The 15552-nt window shown below is 67.6% G+C and carries 18 protein-coding genes; 7 read left to right on the forward strand and 11 right to left on the reverse strand.

The window, feature by feature from the left end; genetic code table 11:
* Positions 1 to 64: 64 nt before the first annotated feature.
* The 6 genes from ACYVGY_RS07790 to ACYVGY_RS07815 all read right to left on the reverse strand — a co-directional run bounded on the left by ACYVGY_RS07790 (position 65) and on the right by ACYVGY_RS07815 (position 5200).
* A complete protein-coding gene (locus ACYVGY_RS07790) occupies positions 65 to 343 on the reverse strand; it encodes a putative signal transducing protein (protein WP_460456899.1) in 279 nt (92 codons plus the stop codon).
* A complete protein-coding gene (locus ACYVGY_RS07795; RefSeq protein ID WP_460456900.1) occupies positions 340 to 1506 on the reverse strand; it encodes a tetratricopeptide repeat protein in 1167 nt (388 codons plus the stop codon). The genes ACYVGY_RS07790 and ACYVGY_RS07795 overlap by 4 nt, the downstream gene beginning before the upstream one ends.
* A gap of 250 nt (positions 1507 to 1756) precedes the next feature.
* Entirely contained in the window at positions 1757 to 2017 is a 261-nt protein-coding gene (locus ACYVGY_RS07800; RefSeq protein ID WP_460456901.1) for a putative signal transducing protein, read from the reverse strand.
* Positions 2018 to 2147: 130 nt separating this feature from the next.
* Entirely contained in the window at positions 2148 to 2876 is a 729-nt protein-coding gene (locus ACYVGY_RS07805) for an energy transducer TonB (protein WP_460456902.1), read from the reverse strand.
* 70 nt (positions 2877 to 2946) lie between these two features.
* Positions 2947 to 4089 carry a fatty acid desaturase family protein gene (locus ACYVGY_RS07810; protein WP_460456903.1) on the reverse strand — a complete coding sequence of 381 codons (1143 nt, stop codon included), beginning with the start codon at positions 4087 to 4089 and terminating at the stop codon, positions 2947 to 2949.
* Positions 4090 to 4093: 4 nt separating this feature from the next.
* The gene (locus tag ACYVGY_RS07815) at positions 4094 to 5200 is read right to left on the reverse strand and encodes a ferredoxin reductase (RefSeq protein WP_460456904.1); all 1107 of its coding nucleotides are present in this window, start codon (positions 5198 to 5200) and stop codon (positions 4094 to 4096) included.
* A 93-nt stretch (positions 5201 to 5293) separates the two neighbouring features.
* On the opposite strand from ACYVGY_RS07815, the gene fabR reads away from it, so the two are divergent.
* The gene (gene fabR, locus ACYVGY_RS07820; RefSeq protein ID WP_460456905.1) at positions 5294 to 5932 is read left to right on the forward strand and encodes an HTH-type transcriptional repressor FabR; all 639 of its coding nucleotides are present in this window, start codon (positions 5294 to 5296) and stop codon (positions 5930 to 5932) included.
* Between the two features lie 9 nt (positions 5933 to 5941).
* On the opposite strand, the gene ACYVGY_RS07825 is transcribed toward fabR, so the two are convergent.
* The 4 genes from ACYVGY_RS07825 to ACYVGY_RS07840 form a co-directional block, all read right to left on the reverse strand.
* Positions 5942 to 6373: a DUF4124 domain-containing protein gene (locus ACYVGY_RS07825; protein WP_460456906.1), complete on the reverse strand. Its 432-nt coding sequence runs from the start codon at positions 6371 to 6373 to the stop codon at positions 5942 to 5944.
* A gap of 196 nt (positions 6374 to 6569) precedes the next feature.
* Positions 6570 to 7424 carry a hypothetical protein gene (locus ACYVGY_RS07830; RefSeq protein ID WP_460456907.1) on the reverse strand — a complete coding sequence of 285 codons (855 nt, stop codon included), beginning with the start codon at positions 7422 to 7424 and terminating at the stop codon, positions 6570 to 6572.
* The gene (locus ACYVGY_RS07835; RefSeq protein ID WP_460456908.1) at positions 7421 to 8215 is read right to left on the reverse strand and encodes a TSCPD domain-containing protein; all 795 of its coding nucleotides are present in this window, start codon (positions 8213 to 8215) and stop codon (positions 7421 to 7423) included. The genes ACYVGY_RS07830 and ACYVGY_RS07835 overlap by 4 nt, the downstream gene beginning before the upstream one ends.
* Positions 8216 to 8317: 102 nt before the next feature.
* A complete protein-coding gene (locus ACYVGY_RS07840; protein WP_460456909.1) occupies positions 8318 to 8809 on the reverse strand; it encodes a hypothetical protein in 492 nt (163 codons plus the stop codon).
* Positions 8810 to 8816: 7 nt separating this feature from the next.
* Between ACYVGY_RS07840 and ACYVGY_RS07845 the strand changes: the two genes are divergently transcribed.
* A complete protein-coding gene (locus ACYVGY_RS07845; protein ID WP_460456910.1) occupies positions 8817 to 9074 on the forward strand; it encodes a hypothetical protein in 258 nt (85 codons plus the stop codon).
* A gap of 45 nt (positions 9075 to 9119) precedes the next feature.
* Here ACYVGY_RS07845 and ACYVGY_RS07850 read toward each other — a convergent pair whose 3' ends face one another.
* Complete coding sequence (locus tag ACYVGY_RS07850; protein WP_460456911.1) at positions 9120 to 11270, reverse strand: adenosylcobalamin-dependent ribonucleoside-diphosphate reductase; 2151 nt, start codon at positions 11268 to 11270, stop codon at positions 9120 to 9122.
* 492 nt (positions 11271 to 11762) lie between these two features.
* Here ACYVGY_RS07850 and ACYVGY_RS07855 point away from each other — a divergent pair, with 492 nt between their 5' ends.
* From ACYVGY_RS07855 to ACYVGY_RS07875, 5 genes are all read left to right on the forward strand, one after another.
* Positions 11763 to 13220, forward strand: a complete 1458-nt coding sequence (locus ACYVGY_RS07855; RefSeq protein ID WP_460456912.1) for a Do family serine endopeptidase — start codon at positions 11763 to 11765, stop codon at positions 13218 to 13220.
* 62 nt (positions 13221 to 13282) lie between these two features.
* Positions 13283 to 13582, forward strand: coding sequence for a hypothetical protein (locus tag ACYVGY_RS07860; protein ID WP_460456913.1), 300 nt, complete (start codon positions 13283 to 13285; stop codon positions 13580 to 13582).
* A gap of 7 nt (positions 13583 to 13589) precedes the next feature.
* The gene (locus tag ACYVGY_RS07865) at positions 13590 to 14039 is read left to right on the forward strand and encodes a hypothetical protein (protein ID WP_460456914.1); all 450 of its coding nucleotides are present in this window, start codon (positions 13590 to 13592) and stop codon (positions 14037 to 14039) included.
* Positions 14036 to 14443 (forward strand): hypothetical protein, encoded by a 408-nt coding sequence (locus ACYVGY_RS07870; protein WP_460456915.1) that lies wholly within the window; start codon positions 14036 to 14038, stop codon positions 14441 to 14443. The genes ACYVGY_RS07865 and ACYVGY_RS07870 overlap by 4 nt, the downstream gene beginning before the upstream one ends.
* Positions 14373 to 15542, forward strand: coding sequence for an AI-2E family transporter (locus ACYVGY_RS07875; RefSeq protein WP_460456916.1), 1170 nt, complete (start codon positions 14373 to 14375; stop codon positions 15540 to 15542). The genes ACYVGY_RS07870 and ACYVGY_RS07875 overlap by 71 nt, the downstream gene beginning before the upstream one ends.
* Positions 15543 to 15552: the final 10 nt, after the last annotated feature.

Consider the following 15552-nt stretch of genomic DNA (forward strand, 5'->3'; position numbering starts at 1 on the left):
TAGAACTCGCCCACCCGCACCAGCACCGCCAGCAGTCCGAGGCCGATGGCGCGCAGCACGCGCATCAGGCCCACAGCTCGCCGTTCGGCGTGGCGCTGTCAGCGAGGCGGTTGAGTTCGTCTTCGTCAGGAATACCGCCCGCCTGCCATTCGTCGATCAGTGCGCGGGCTTGTTCGTGCTGCTGCGGCGCTACCCAGACACGCACCAGGCCGCCCGCCGGCAGTTCACCGATGCCGCCGGCGAGGTCGGCGCCCAAGACCTGGGCCTGCAGGCCGGCGCTGAGCAGCAGGTCGCAGACCAGCTGGGCATCAATGCCGTTCTCGGCCTCGTAGACCGGCGTCACGGGCGGGTCTGGCGCCAGCGGGCGAGTTCGGCTTCGGCCGCGGCGGACTGCGCCGGCGACATCGCGGCCTTGATCGCGGCTTCCAGCTTGGGCTCGGGGGCATTGCCCAGGGCCACACCCTGGGAATAAAGCACCCAGGCCTGCACGGCATCGGCCGGGGCGCCCTGGCCGGCGAGGTTCAGCAGGGCCAGATCACGATGCGCCTGCGGCTGGCCGACGCGGGCGGCTCGCTGGTAAAGCGAACGCGCCATGGAGAAGTCCTGTGCCACGCCCGCGCCCGAGGCCAGCAGCGCGCCCAGGCTGGTCATGGCGTCGGCACTGCCGGCAGCAACCGCACGCTTGAGGTGGTCCACGCCCAGCACGGTGTCCTGGGCCCGGCCCTGGCCGTTGACGTAAGCCATGCCGACCCGCCACAGCGAGAAGGCGTCGCTCTTGGCGGCGGCGCGGTTGTACCAGGCCAGGGCGGCGTCGAGGTTGCGCTCGGTGCCTTCGCCGGTTTCCAGGGCACGGCCCATGTCGCGCTCGGCGTCGGTGAAGCCAGCCTCCGCGGCGCGGCGGATCAGCACCAGCGCGCGATCCATGTCCGGCCCCAGGCCGCACTCACCGCGTGCCGTGGCGAGGCCGAGGTAGTAGCTGGCAACCATCCCGACCTCTTCCTTCACCAGCACCTCGGCGAACAGGGCGCAGGCGGTGGCGACGTCGCGCGGCAGGCCCAGTCGGCCCTGGTAGAGCATCACGGCGTAGTCGGCCCGGGCGACGACGTCGCCGGCCTTGGCGGCGCGCTCGAGGAATCCGCGGGACTTCACTTCATCCACCGGCACGCCCCAGCCGCTGCCGTGCATCAGCGACAGCAGGTAGAGCGAGCGGGCATCTTCCTTGGCCGCCGCGCGATTGGCCAGACGCAGGGCCTGGGCGAAGTCGTCCCCGCCGCCTTGTCGCTGCAGCTGGCGGTTGAGGTAGGCAGAGGCGAGCGAGAAGTCCACGTCCGGCCGGGCCAGCTCACGGTAAGGCGCAAGGGCTTCGATGATCGCGGTATAGCTGACGGCGGCGTCCAGCGCCTCGACCTTCTCCAGCGCCTGCTCGACGGATTGCGCGAAGACGGCGGGCGACAACGCCAGACCGAGGGCGAGGACGAGGGAGGCGCGGCGGCGGATCAGGGGCATACGGGAACTCTCTAAGTCGGGGAATTCGCCCGGGCCGCAGCCGGAAGGCGTGCACCGATGATATCTACTGCGTCCCGGGGCCGCGAACGCGGTGGGCGCATCCATGGCGAAGCGTTCAGCCTGCGTGGGCATCCAGCAGCACCGTCGCGATGTCCGCGGCAGGGCGCCAGTAAGAACCGGCTGGTGCCATCAGGGAGCGCTTAGACGGTGTTCAAGCGCGCGCTGATCTGCGGCAGCGACGGGCCCGGGGCTAGAGGCTCTGGCTGTCGAGCAGGTAGTCGGCGTCATCGTCGTCGCCCGCCGGGCTGGTTTCGAGGTGTTTGATCAGGGCGCGGGCGAGGTCGGCGTCTTCGTCCTCGACCACGACCCGGATCAGCCCGGTGGCCGGCACTTCGGGCACCGCCCCGGCCACGTTCGGACCGAAGATATGGGCGGTGATGCCTGAGCCCAGCAGCAGATCTTGTACCAGCTGGGCGTCCAGCTCACTTTCGGCGTTGTAAACCGGCGTCATGTCGGCCCCTGATTTTCCCCGGGGTCATTAACCGGCCTTCTTCACGCCAAGACTGTGAACTGGTTCACACTTTTTGCGGTTTTCGGGCGCGTGGCCGCTGGGGGCTGACGAGCGGGCTGAAAATGCCGGCTCAGGTTTCGGGCGATGTCTCGCCGGACGTCAGCTGCACCAGGTTCACGCCCGCCTCTGCCGCAACCCGCTCCCCCTGCAGGGGCCGCGGTGCGAACTCGGGGCAGGCCTGCCCGCGCTCGACGCGGCAGAAGGTCACCGGCACCAGCACCTTGGTTGCCCGCATCACGCCGGCCACTTCCTCAGGAAAAATCTGCCAGTCCGCCGCCGCCTCGAGGGCAGCCTCGGCGAGATCTTTTCCAGCCCGGCTGCGCTTGATCTCCTGACCCCGGCCGTTCCTCAGCTCAAGGCTCTCGACGCGGCTGGCGTCCCTATCAACGGTGCCGTCCGACAGAATCGCGAGTTCGAGCCAGACGCGGCCACCGGTGCCGTCGCGCATGGCCTCCGAGGGATAGACCGGAACCCGGTTGAAGGGATTCGCCTGGGTGATCGACAGCACCGTGGTGATCAACTGCTCGTCCGCCCCCGACTGCAGGCGAAGGCGTACCCAGACGGTGGTTTTGCTGGCCGCCGGTTCGCCGGCGACCGTCGCCGGGCTGAAAGCCAGCTTTTGAACCGCGTCCTGCACGATCGCCGCGATGGGCGCAGGAAGGCCGCCCTGGGTTTCCACCGCTTGCACCGCGCCATCGGCGCCGACCTGGACACGGGCGTGGAAGCTGCGCTCGATCGGGCTCGTGGCGGCGGCAAGCCCCGAGCAAAGCAGGGCGGCGATCATCAGAAGGTGGCGCATCGTGTTCCCCGAGCCATTGACCAGTCGCCGACGCTAGCGGCTGCGTTCTGCGCCCGCAAGCCGGTGAGCGTTACTGCTGGCCGACAGCTGGGGTAACCGCCGCCGTCTCAGCACGCCGCGGCCGACTCGGCAACGCATGCCGCAGGATCCGCCACACCACCTGGCCAAACTGCCGCGGCAGTGAACCGGTGTTGTAGTGCTGGCCGTAGCGCGCGCAGATGGCGCGCACCTCCACCGCCATCGCGGCGTAGCGGTTGGCGGGCACGTCGGGGAAGAAGTGGTGCTCGATCTGGTGACTGAGGTTGCCCGACATCACGTTCAGCATGCGGCCGCCGGCCAGGTTGGACGAGCCGCGCAGCTGGCGGATATACCAGCCGCCGCGGGATTCATACCGGACCGACTCGCGACTGAAGGTCTCGGCGTCGGCGGTGAAGTGGCCGCAGAAGATGATCAGGTAGGTCCACAGGTTGCGCAGGATGTTGGCGATGACATTGCCCACCAGCACGGTCAAGAAGAACGGACCGGCGAGCAGCGGGAAGAACACGTAGTCCTTGAGCACCTGGCGCGCCATCTTGTGGCCGACCGGGCGAAACTCGGCCCACAGCGCGCGCGTGCTTTTCTTGCCCGCGAACCAGCGGCCCAGGCGCAGGTCCTGGATGGCGATGCCCCACTCGAACAGGACCGCGAACACCACCGCCACCACCGGCTGCAGCAGGTAGAACGGCCGCCAGCGCTGTTCGGGGAAAATCCGCAGCAGGCCGTAGCCGATGTCATCGTCCAGGCCGCGAACATTGGTCCAGGTGTGGTGACGGAAGTTGTGGGTCTTGCGCCAGTTCTCGCTGGTGCCGGCGATGTCCCACTCGTAGGTGCGGCCGTCCAGCGCCGGATCGTTCATCCAGTCGAACTGACCGTGGATGACGTTATGGCCCAGCTCCATGTTGTCCAGGATCTTCGACAAGGCCAGCGACAGCACGCCCAGTACGCCGGCGATCCAGAGCACCGGGGTGAAGAAGGCACCGGCGATGGCGGCCACCATCAGCAGCACGCGCCCGGCGACGCCGGTGTAGCGCACGGCTTTGTAAACCGCGCGAATGTAGTCGGCATCGGCCTGGCCGATGCTGGCAACGGTTCGCGCGCGCAGCGCATCGAGTTCGACGGCGAAGGCGTCGAGTTCGGAAGATGACAGGGCGCGATTGCGAGGGCTGGGGTTCATCAACTCAAAGGTCCAGGACAAGATCAGTGCGGGCGCTGCTGACGCACAGGCGCAGGGCCGAGACCGGCTCGTGCTCCACGTCGCCCGAGAGCAGGTGGCGGGTGCTGCCCGCGGACTTGCCGCAGGCGCAGGTGTTGCACAGGCCCTGGCGGCAGCCGGCGGCAGGCGCCAGGCCGGCAGCCTCCAGCGCTTCAAGGAGTGCCTGGCCGCGTGCGACCTGCAGCTTGCGGCCGCTGCGTGCCAGCGTCAGCTCGATCATTCCGGTGTCAGTGTTTTGATACACGGGCGGTGAGAAGGATTCGGCGGCGAAGCTGGCGACGCGTGCGGCCAGCAAGTTACGCGCCCCGTCGACGAAGCCGGTGGGACCACAGGCAAGCACGTGCACGTGCGCGCGCGTGTCCAGCCACGGCATGAGGTGGTCGGCATTGAGTCGACCCTGCGCCTCGTCGCTGGCCTCGGCGGTGTCGCGGCTAAGCAGGAAGCGGACCTGAAGCAGCGGATTCGCGGCAGCGATAGCGCGCAATTCGTCCACGAAGCAGCGCTGCTCCCGGGTACGGGTGGCATAGACCAGCGTGGCTGGCACGACGCCCGACTGCGCGGCCAGCGCGCTGAAGATCGCCATCATCGGGGTGATGCCGCTGCCGGCGGCGAGCAAAAGACGCGGCGCCCCGTCGTCGGCCGGGAATGCGAGCTGGCCGAAGGCTTGGCCCAAGGCCAGGACGTCGCCGACCTGGGCCACGTCATGCAGGTGACGGCTGACCTTTCCACCCTCGATCGCCTTCACGGTGATGCGGAAGCTGCCGTCGGCCTGGGCCGGCGCACTGGGGCTATAGCTTCGGGTGATCCGGCGACCGTCGATCTCGACGCTGATATTCAGATGCTGCCCGGGCGCGAAGCCGCGGAAATGGCGGTTCGGCTTGAGCACCAGGGTGATGGCGTCCGAGGCGGCCGGCTCCCGCGCCAGGATGCGCGCCAAGGGTCGGCTCCAGGTCCAGGTCGGGGACAGCCGCGCCGCCCAGAAATCGAACAGGGCGGGCGAAAACAGGGGCGTACGGCGGGTTCGCCCGGCGGGCCGGGCAACGGCCGGGCCGGTAAGGGGGGCGGTGTGCATGGGCGGGATTATACAGAGCCGCATACATCTGTCTATACAGCTGTATATACCCCAGACCGCTATGATGCAGGTCCACCCCGAGCCGGCCCGCCCGTGACGCCCCAAGACGCCGACGCCGCCACCGAGCTGCACCCTGCCCGCCGCACCGCGATCACCCAGAGTGACCTGCTCGACGCCGCCCTTCGCCTGATCGGGCCGCATCGCAGCGTGTCCAGCCTGGGCCTGCGGGAAGTGGCGCGCGAGGCCGGGATCGCCCCGAACAGCTTCTACCGCCAGTTCCGCGACATGGACGAGTTGGTCGTGGCGCTGATCGACGTCGCCGGCCAGTCCCTGCGCAAGATCGTCGGCGCCGCCCGCCATCGTGCCGAGGCGGAGCACGGCGTCGTCCGCGGTTCGGTCGAGGCCTTCATGGAACAGGTGCGCGCCGACGACAAGCTGCTGCACGTGCTGCTGCGGGAAGGCACCGTGGGCTCGGATGCCTTCAAGCGCGCAGTTGATCGCGAGCTGGGTTTCTTCGAAGACGAGCTGCACCACGACCTGGTGCGCTTCGCCAAGCTGCGCAACCAGCCCTTGGTCGAGCCCGCCCTGGCCGCCAAGGCCATCACCCGTCTGGCCTTCGCCATCGGCGCCACCGCCCTGGACCTGCCGCCCGAACGCGATGCCGAGCTCGTCGACCAACTGACGACGATGGTGCGGATGATCCTGGTGGGCGCGCGCGAGCAGGCCAACTAGGCCAGCCCACTAGCCACAGGCCGCGCGGATGCGATCACCGTGCCGGCGCAGGCCGTCGTGGGTGACTCGACTGAGCGGCTGGGCGCGGTAGGCGGTATCGGCCGCCCTCGCCCGCTGGCAGCCCGCTGACGTGGACTTCCGCCCAGAATCGCCTGCGCTCGCCGTCCCCCGGCTTGGACGGATGATGTCGCGCGAATCCACCGGAGATTTGGCTGAGGCCACAGGCGCGGGCGGCACGGGAGGTTCGCCCGCCGGCTCAGGCGCCGCGTCCCTGACCCAAACCTGCTCACTCGCCACCGGGCAGGCCTGCGACTGGTAGCTGGCGTGACCCCGCGCGTCCAGGCACTTGTAGAGCGCCGCCGCACTCACGCCCAGCGCAAGCGACGCGCCTATCCACAGCGAAAACAGCAAGCCCGCGGTCACGACACGAGACTGGCGCATACAGAACACTCCTGGCGCGAAACATAGTTCGATGCCAACAAAGAGTGCCGCGCCAACGGGGCGCCGTTAAGCAGAAGATAGGGCGAGGACGCGTAGGAGTCCGCTGCGGAAAAAGGCCTATAGACCTTTCCCGACAGGGCATGCTTTCGTCTGGATTGGAACCGTGTGCGCGGCGGCTAGCCCGCGTACGTCCACGCTACTTGCGCCGGGCGAGCAGCAGTCCGCCGAGCAAGACCAACACCGCCACGGCGGCACCAACCAAGGCCTTGGTCCCGAAGCGTCCCCACTCGATACCTCCGCTCAACTGGCGCGACGACGCCACGCTGGCATCCGATGCGTTGAGCGCGACCATCCCCTCGACCGTCGTATCGAGCTTGCGCCGCGCCACGTCAATCGTGTCCGGGGTAGCCGGCACCGCGTACCAGTAAACGAAAACAAGCTTGTTCTGCACCAGCACTATGGCCCCCGCCGCGCCAACGGCGACCTCCCTGGTCTCGCCACCGACTTCGAACACCGCCGGAATGTTCATCAGGAAACGGATGCTGTCGGGCGTCTTGGCGTAGATTTCCGGGGCCGTCAGCTCGCCGAAGCGCATCGCGACATCGCGCCCCGCAGCTTCGCTCATGCGGGCGTCGCGGGCCTCGGCATCGTTATGGATTTCCTTGCCAGCCAGGGCATCCACCATGCCGCTGGTGATGTCAGGCTGCATCCTCTGCCAGTCAGCCACGCTGACCTGCAAGGGTTCAAGCGAGCGCATGGTCTGGATCATGAAGTAGTGGCCGTTGAGCATCTCGCCCTGCTGCAACGCCTTCAGGTCGGCAGCGGTGTAGAAGGTATCGACCAGCCGGTTGCTGGGCGGCAGCGCCGCCTGGCCGAAGCGATGAAGTTCGGGCGCGTGCTCGCTCACCGCAACGTAACCCGATTCAATCGGCACTTGGATCGATGCGTCGCCCATGGGGAAAGCGACGACGCCGGCATGGGCCGCCGGGGCCAGGGCGAGCAGCCACGCGACAGCGACAACCAGCGGCCATCGCCGCACGGTGGCGCTCAACCGCACTTGCTGTAGCCGCAATTCAGGCAAGTCGCGCAGCCATCCATGATCACCGTGGCCTTGGTATTGCACTTGAAGCACATGGTCGCGCTGGGCGGGAAAGAGGCGCCCTCGCCGGTCACCTGCACCGCCTCGTCGGCGCGCGAAGCGCCGTCGGTGCCGGAGGTCCCCGCGGGGGCGCCGCTCAGGCCGGAATCACTGGACTTTTTTTTTGCGCGGTTCTCGTAGGCAGCGCGCTTGTCGGCAATCAGCTGGCGCTGGGCCTCGCTGAGCTCGGGGTCGATGATCATGCCGATGGACTTGAGGTGCTCTTCGACCACCGAACCGATCTCGGCCACGATCGAGGGCATGTAGACGCCACCGGCCTTGAAATAGCCGCCGCGCGGGTCGAACACCGCCTTCATCTCATCCACCAGGAAGGTGACGTCGCCACCCTTGCGGAACACGGCGCTCATGATCCGGGTCAGGGCCACGATCCACTGGAAGTGGTCCATGTTCTTGGAGTTGATGAACACCTCGAACGGACGGCGCAACTCGTGTTCGGTCCCCGGGTTGAGCACGATGTCGTTGATGGTCACGTACATTGCGTGTTCCACCAGCGGCGACTTGATCTTGTAGGTATTGCCGATCAGCACTTCAGGGCGCTCGACCTTCTCGTGCATCTGGACGATGTTCGAGACCGGTTCGTGCTCGACCACGGGCGCGGCGACGGACGCGGCGGCTTCCTTGGTCTTGTCCTCGGGTTTCTGGACGCTGTAACCCTTGATTTTCTTGCTGATCTTGATGGCCATCTGTTTCTTTTCGCTTTTTGGATTCGGTGGGTGTTTCGCCCGGAGCCCCCCGCCGCCGGGCGGCGGGGGGACGGGGTGCGACAATCGGGACAACCTCAGGTTTTAGCGCTTCCTGGCAACCTTTCGGGCCGTCGTCTTGCGGGCCGCCGGCTTCTTGGCGACCTTTTTCGCTGCCTTCCGGGCCGGAGCCTTCTTGGCGGCAACCTTACGCTTGGCGGTCGTGGCCTTCTTCTTGGCAACGCCCTTCTTGGCGGCGACCTTGCGCTTGGTCGTCGCGGCCTTCTTCTTGGCGACGCCCTTCTTGGCGGCGACCTTGCGCTTGGTCGTCGCGGCCTTCTTCTTGGCGACGCCCTTCTTGGCGGCGACCTTACGCTTGACGGTCGCGACCTTCTTCTTGGCAACGCCCTTTTTGGCAGCGACCTTCTTCTTGGCAACGCCCTTTTTGGCAGCGACCTTCTTCTTGGCGACGCCCTTCTTGGCGGCGACCTTCTTCTTTGCAGCAGCCTTTTTCTTCGGTGCTGCCTTCTTGGCTGCGCCGACCTTGGCCTTGACCGCCTTCACTGCCGCCGAAGCCTTCTTCTTGGCGCCGGCCACGGCTTTCTTGACCGCTTTGCCGGTGTCGGAACGCTCGGCCTTCTTGATTTCGGCTTTGGCGCGCTTGATCGCAGGGGCTGCCTTTTTCTTTGCGGCCTTCATTACTTTGTTGGCCTGGTCGGCGATGGCGCCGCCGATCTCGGACGCCTTGTCGCTGACGCTTCCAGCGGCATTGGAAATGGCCGCCGTGACACCGTTGCCGTTACTCATACCGCTCTCCTCGTCGATGAAACCGCGGCAATCGCCGCGGGCCTTGCAAACTTAGCGCGATTCGGGACCGTTTGCGCGCCCGGCGGGCGCGCCGCCGGAATCAGAACTTGCCGTAATAGCCTTCTTTCAGAGCATCGAACAGGTTGGCGGCGCTGTGCAGCTCGCCGTCGTATTCGATTTCCTCGTTTCCCTTGGCCTCGACCATCGTCCCGTCCTCGAGCTCGAAGCGGTAGGTGGTGTTCTCCAGGTCGGACTCCTTCACCAGCACGCCCTGGAAGGCGGCCGGGTTGAAGCGGAAGGTGGTGCAACCCTTCAGGCCCTGCTTGTGGGCGTACATGTAGATGTCCTTGAAGTCCTCGTACGGGTAATCCGTCGGGACGTTCGCGGTCTTGGAGATCGACGAGTCGATCCACTTCTGCGACGCCGCCTGGATGTCCACGTGGGCCTTGGGCGTGATGTCGTCGGCCGAGATGAAGTAGTCGGGCAGGCGCGTCTCGTCGTCGGTGCCGTAGGGCATCGCATCCGCATTCACCAGGGTGCGGTAGGCCAGCAGCTCGTAGCTGTAGACCTCGACCTTTTCCTTGGACTTCTTGCCTTCGCGGATCACGTTTCGGCTGTAGTGATGCGCGAACGAGGGCTCGATGCCGTTGGAGGCGTTGTTGGCCAGGCTCAGCGAGATGGTGCCGGTGGGCGCGATCGAGCTGTGGTGGGTGAAGCGGGCGCCGGTTTCGGCAAGCTCCTTCACCAGCTCGGGCGCCACTTCGGCCACGCGCTGCATGTAGCGCGAGTAGCGGGCATGCAGCTCGCGACCCTTGATGTTCTGGCCGACCTTCCAGCCGTCCTTCTTCATCTCCGGGCGCTTGCGCAGCATCTCGGCGGTGACCTTGAAGTCCTCGTCCATGATCGGGGCCGCGCCCTTTTCCTTGGCCAGGCTCAGGGCCACTTCCCAACCGGCGACGGCCATCTCGCGGCTCACCTGCTCGGTGAACGCGACCGAATCCTTCTCGCCGTACTTCATGCGCATCATGGTCACGGTGCTGCCCAGGCCCAGGAAGCCCATGCCGTGGCGGCGCTTGCGCATGATCTCGTTGCGCTGCTGCTCCAGCGGCAGGCCGTTGATCTCGACCACGTTGTCGAGCATGCGGGTGAACACGCGCACGACCTCGCGGTACTCCTCCCAGTCGAAGCTCGCCTTGTCGGTGAACGGATCGCGCACGAAGGTGGTGAGGTTGATCGAGCCCAGCAGGCAGGCGCCGTAAGGCGGCAGCGGCTGCTCGCCGCAGGGGTTGGTGGCGCGGATGTTCTCGCACCACCAGTTGTTGTTCATCTCGTTCACCCGGTCGATCAGGATGAAGCCCGGCTCGGCGAAGTCATACGTGGACGCCATGATCCGGTTCCACAGCTGCTGGGCGCGGATATGGCCGTAGATCTTGCAGGCCACCATGCCGTCGTCGCGGGTGACGTAGTTGGTGGCGTGCGGCCAGTCGCGCCAGATGACCTGGGTGGGGTCGTTGACGTCGATCTCGTGCGCTTCCTTGATGTTCACCGGGAACACCAGCGGCCAGTCCAGGTCCTGCTCGACCGCCTGCATGAACTCATCGGTGACCAGCAGCGAGAGGTTGAACTGGCGCAGGCGCCCGTCCTCGCGCTTGGCGCCGATGAATTCCTTCACGTCCGGATGGGACACGTCGAAGGTGCCCATCTGGGCGCCGCGGCGGCCGCCGGCCGACGAGACGGTGAAACACATCTTGTCGTAGATATCCATGAAGCTCAGCGGACCCGAGGTGTAGGCGCCGGCGCCGGACACGTAGGCGCCGCGCGGGCGCAGGGTGCTGAACTCGTAGCCGATGCCGCAGCCGGCCTTCAGGGTCAGGCCGGCCTCGTGGACCTTGCCCAGGATGTCGTCCATCGAGTCGGTGATGATTCCCGACACGGTGCAGTTGATGGTGCTGGTGGCGGGCTTGTGCTCGAGCGCACCGGCGTTCGAGGTGATGCGGCCGGCCGGGATCGCCCCGCGGCGCAGCGCCCAGAGGAAGCGCTCGACCCAGTATTTCTGCTTCTCGGCGGTCGGTTCGGCGTCGGCCAGGGCCTTGGCCACACGCTGGTAGGTGTGGTCGATGGTCGCATCGACCGGATCACCCTGCTTGGTCGTCAGGCGGTACTTCTTGTCCCAGATATCGTAGGACGCCGGCTGCATCTCGATGCCCTGCGCCAGCTTGTTCTTGACCGCCTCCAGGCGAACCGTGCTCATAAGTCCTTTCTTCCTCCGGGTCGCCCGCCTTCGGTGGGGGGCGCCTTGCTTGTGAATTCTTATCGGTTAGTGCCGGCCGGGGATCCGGTGGCAGCGTCGCCCGCCCGTGGGGTCAGGCCCCTGGGAAGCCGTGCTGTCCGATCCGATCCCCGCATGCCGTCTCGCCGTCGCGTCGTGCAAGCTCCAACCCCAAGCCTTGGGGCTGCGCCCGCTGCCCGACACAAGATGTAGTGGCAGCGGAAGCCAAAGCTACCCCTCGCTGACAGGGGTGTCAACTGCTCAAAACGCGTCTAAATCACTGTCTCGTCAAGATGTTCCACGGGTTTGGGAGAGTTGGCCTGAACCCGCTCAGGATCGCGTTTGCCCTTTTCCCGGGCGCCGCTGCGACCGTGGAACCTTGACCCAGGTCACGCTTTTCACACCCCTTGTCCAGCCCCGGTTAGGCTCCCATCTGGTATCACCCACCAAGACTTTTTCACCCCGGAGCCCCGAATGCGCCTTCTACCCGCTGCTGCCTGCCTACTGATCGCCGCTGTCGCGGGAGCCGGCGCCAGTCATTGGCTGGCCGGGCCGGTCGAGCGCAGCCAGGGCGCCCCACCCACCCGGGCCCGGGTCGCCCTGGACGGCGCCGCGGCGCTGGCCCTGCCCCGCACCGCCGAGGCCGCACTGCCGGCACAGATCGCCGGCAGTCCGATGCCCTCGCTGGCGCCCATGCTCCGGGACGTGACGCCCGCCGTGGTGAACATCTACACGCGGCAGGTAGTGCGCGTGCGCAATCCGCTGGCCGAGTTCTTCGGCAGCCCCGGCGGCATGCCGCAGGAACGCATGCAGCAGTCGCTGGGCTCGGGCGTGATCGTGGACGCCGAGCGCGGCCTGGTGCTGACCAATAACCACGTGATCGAAAACGCCGACGGCGTCTCGGTGACCCTGGCTGACGGCCGCACGCTTGAGGCCGAATTGGTCGGCGCCGACCCGGACACCGACGTCGCCGTCATCCGCATTCCGGCCGAGAACCTGACCGCCCTGAACCTGGCCGACTCCACCCAGCTGCAGGTCGGCGACTTCGTGGTTGCGGTCGGCAACCCCTTCGGCCTAGGCCAGACCGTCACCAGCGGCATCGTCTCGGCGGTCGGCCGCAGCGGGCTGCAGGGCCTGGGCTACCAGAACTTCATCCAGACCGACGCCTCCATCAATCCGGGCAATTCCGGCGGCGCCCTGGTCAATCTCAATGGCGAACTGGTCGGCATCAACACCGCCAGCTTCAACCCCCGCGGCAGCGCGGCCGGCAACATCGGCCTGGGCTTCGCCATCCCGGCCAACCTGGCGCGCGAAGTAATGCGCCAGCTGATGGCCTACGGCGAAGTGCGCCGCGGCTCGCTGGGTTTGGACAGCGAAGACATCACGCCCTTCGTGGCCCGGCAGATGGACCTGGACGAAAACCAGCGCGGCGCCCTGGTGGCGCGCGTCTACCGCGGCTCGCCGGCCGAGGTCGCCGGCGTGCGCCCGGGCGATGTGATCGTCGGCGCCAACGGCCAGCGCATTGACAGCGCCCAGGCCCTGCGCAACGTCGAGGGCCTGCTGCCGGTGGACCAGCAGGTGCAGCTGGACCTGATGCGCGGCGAGCGCCAGCTCAGCGTGCAGGCGGTGCTCAAGGCACAGGCCAAGGAAGTCGACGGCGGCGAGATCGACCCGCGACTGGCCGGCGCCACCCTGGTCGAACTGCCCGAGCGCTTCCGCCAGCAGGGCCTGCTGGGGGTGGTCGCCAGCAAGGTCGCACCGGGAAGCCGCGCCGCCCGCAGCGGCCTGCGCGCCGGCGATCGCATCGGCCAGGTCAATCGCCTCAACGTTGCAGACCTGCCGGCTTTCCGCAGCACGCTCGGCAACGAGCCACGCGAGCTGGTGCTCAGCGTCGCCCGCGGCCGACGCTTCGGCTACCTCGTCATGGAGTAAGCCTGGCGCCGCCACGGCGGCGACGGTGTAAGGTAATCACCTGATCCACGCGGGAGCGCGCAATGAACCGTCCCAAGGTCGAACAACCGATCAACGACACCAGCCACCTCGACGCCGCCAAGGACAACCTTGGCGAGGCCAGGGATGCTCTGAAGGCCGGCGTCAGCGACGCCCTCGATGCGGGCGGTGCCGCCGCACGCGAAGCCAAGGCCGAGCTTGACGAGAAACTGCAGGGCCTGCTCGACCAGGGCAAGGGCATGCTGACCCAGGCCGAAGACCTGATCCGCAGCAAGCCGCTGGCCTCGTTCGGCGTCGCCTTCGCCGCCGGCTATCTGGTCGCGGCCCTGACCCGCCGCAAGTAAGCCCGCCGTGGACGAGCAAGCCCCGGCCCGCGACGACGCCGGCCCCCTGGGCGACGACGCCCGGGCGGTGCTGGACGCCGCGCGCGCTACCGCCAGCGCCTATGCCGGCGGCTTCCACACCCTGCGCAGGCTGTTCGCCGCTGAAGTCGGCCTCGCCCGCGACGCGCTGGTCGCGGCCCTGATCTGGCTGCTGGTCGCCACCGTGCTGCTGGGCACCGCCTATCTGCTGTTGACTGCGCTGCTGGTCAGCGGGCTGCGCGCACTCGGTGCGTCCTGGCCACTGGCGATTGCGATTCCGCTGATCATCAGCGTGGCGGTCGCCGTGTTCGGCCTGCTGCGTGCGAAGGCGGTGCTGCGTCACGCCGACTTCGAAGCCACCCGCCGGCAGCTCAAGCTGGGTCTGGGCGGCGCGGCGCAGGACGCGCCCGACGCGCCGGACACCGGGCCAGCGCCGTGAGCCTCAACGCCAAGATTGCCGCCGTGATGCTGGCCGAGCAGGCCTGCCTCGACCAACGCGCCGCCGCCAGCGCGTCGCTGGGCCACCTGAAGTCGGAAATACAGCGCAGCGCCACGCCTGTGCGCATCGTGGTGTCCGGCTTCGCGCTGGGCGTAGTCAGCGGCTTCAGCGCGCCGGCCCTGGGTGCGGCCGGTGCCGCCGGCGGTCGCCTGGCCAGTGGACCGATCTTCTCAATGCTTCTCGACACCGTGGTGCCCGGCCTGCTGGCCGGTCTCACCGCAGCCGTCACGACGGCCGGCGAAGAGGACGACCAGGACGACCAGGACGACACCGATGCCGAAGCGACCGAAGACGACGCGCAAACCGACGCCGACCAAGACGCCCGACGTGACGACGGCGCCTGAGTCCAGCGCCGCGTCGCCGGCCACCACATCCACCGCGCCGGCGGCCAGCGGCCACGCCGCACGCCTGGCCGCGCTGCGCATCAATGCCCGCCTGCTGTGGGTGCTGGTGCTCGCCGTGCTGCTCTACACCTGCTACTTCGCCTCCAGCCTGATCCTTCCGGTGGTGCTGGCGGCCTTCTTCGCGATGCTGCTCAGCCCGCTGGTCAAGCGCGCGCCGCTGCGCTTCCTGCCGCGCGGCGTGGCGGCGATCCTGCTGGTGGGCGCGCTGTTGGGCAGCCTGGGGGCGGTCGCGACCTTCATCGCCGGGCCGGCCAGCGACTGGGCCAGCAAGGTGCCGTTCGCGCTGCGCGAGGCCGCGCCCAAGCTCAAGGAAATGGTGCAGCCGCTGCACGCGGCACGGCGGGCCAGCGCCAGTTTCGACGAATTCACTGAAGGCGATGCCGTCCAGGGCGAGCGCGTCGTGGTGCGGCCTCCCAGCGTGGACCTGGTGTCGGCCACGCCGCGGGTACTGGCTTCGGTGCTGGCGGTGCTTTTGCTTACCTTCACCTTCCTGGTCTACGGCGACGACCTGCTGAGAAAGTTGCTGGAGATGCGGCGCACCCGCGCGCAGAAGAAGCTGACGGCGGGCATCGTCCAGCAGATCCAGAGCGAGCTGTCGCGCTACATGATCACGATCAGCTTCACGGCGGTGATGCTGGGCGGCGCGACGGCGCTGTGGCTGGCCTGGCTGGGCGTCGAGGATCCGCTGCTCTGGGGCGTGCTGGCGGCGGCGCTCAACCTCACGCCCTTTGTCGGGCCGGCGGTGGTGGCGATGCTGCTGATGCTGGTCGGGCTGACCGAGTTCGACACGGTGGCCGCCGCGCTGCTGCCGGCGGCGGGCTATCTGGTGCTCAACGGTTTCGAGAGCCAGCTGCTGACGCCGATGGCGCTGGGCCGGGCGATGAAGATCAACCCCCTGGCCATCATACTGTGGCTGATGTTGTGGGGCTGGCTGTGGGGCGTGCCCGGCCTGCTGGTGGCGGTGCCGATGCTGGTCTGTCTGAAGATCGTCGCCAGCCGCGTGGACGATTGGGGCCACTGGTCGCGGCTGCTCGAATAGGCTTCACCTG

It is taken from the genome of Arenimonas alkanexedens, from assembly GCF_054781355.1.

Bases quoted from the DNA above. Each gene is read 5' to 3' on its own strand.
- ACYVGY_RS07795 (WP_460456900.1), bottom strand. From the start codon at position 1,506: ATGCCCCTGATCCGCCGCCGCGCCTCCCTCGTCCTCGCCCTCGGTCTG.
- ACYVGY_RS07800 (WP_460456901.1), bottom strand. From the start codon at position 2,017: ATGACGCCGGTTTACAACGCCGAAAGTGAGCTGGACGCCCAGCTGGTA.
- ACYVGY_RS07805 (WP_460456902.1), bottom strand. From the start codon at position 2,876: ATGCGCCACCTTCTGATGATCGCCGCCCTGCTTTGCTCGGGGCTTGCC.
- ACYVGY_RS07810 (WP_460456903.1), bottom strand. From the start codon at position 4,089: ATGAACCCCAGCCCTCGCAATCGCGCCCTGTCATCTTCCGAACTCGAC.
- ACYVGY_RS07815 (WP_460456904.1), bottom strand. From the start codon at position 5,200: ATGCACACCGCCCCCCTTACCGGCCCGGCCGTTGCCCGGCCCGCCGGG.
- ACYVGY_RS07825 (WP_460456906.1), bottom strand. From the start codon at position 6,373: ATGCGCCAGTCTCGTGTCGTGACCGCGGGCTTGCTGTTTTCGCTGTGG.
- ACYVGY_RS07835 (WP_460456908.1), bottom strand. From the start codon at position 8,215: ATGGCCATCAAGATCAGCAAGAAAATCAAGGGTTACAGCGTCCAGAAA.
- ACYVGY_RS07850 (WP_460456911.1), bottom strand. From the start codon at position 11,270: ATGAGCACGGTTCGCCTGGAGGCGGTCAAGAACAAGCTGGCGCAGGGC.
- ACYVGY_RS07855 (WP_460456912.1), top strand. From the start codon at position 11,763: ATGCGCCTTCTACCCGCTGCTGCCTGCCTACTGATCGCCGCTGTCGCG.
- ACYVGY_RS07860 (WP_460456913.1), top strand. From the start codon at position 13,283: ATGAACCGTCCCAAGGTCGAACAACCGATCAACGACACCAGCCACCTC.
- ACYVGY_RS07875 (WP_460456916.1), top strand. From the start codon at position 14,373: ATGCCGAAGCGACCGAAGACGACGCGCAAACCGACGCCGACCAAGACG.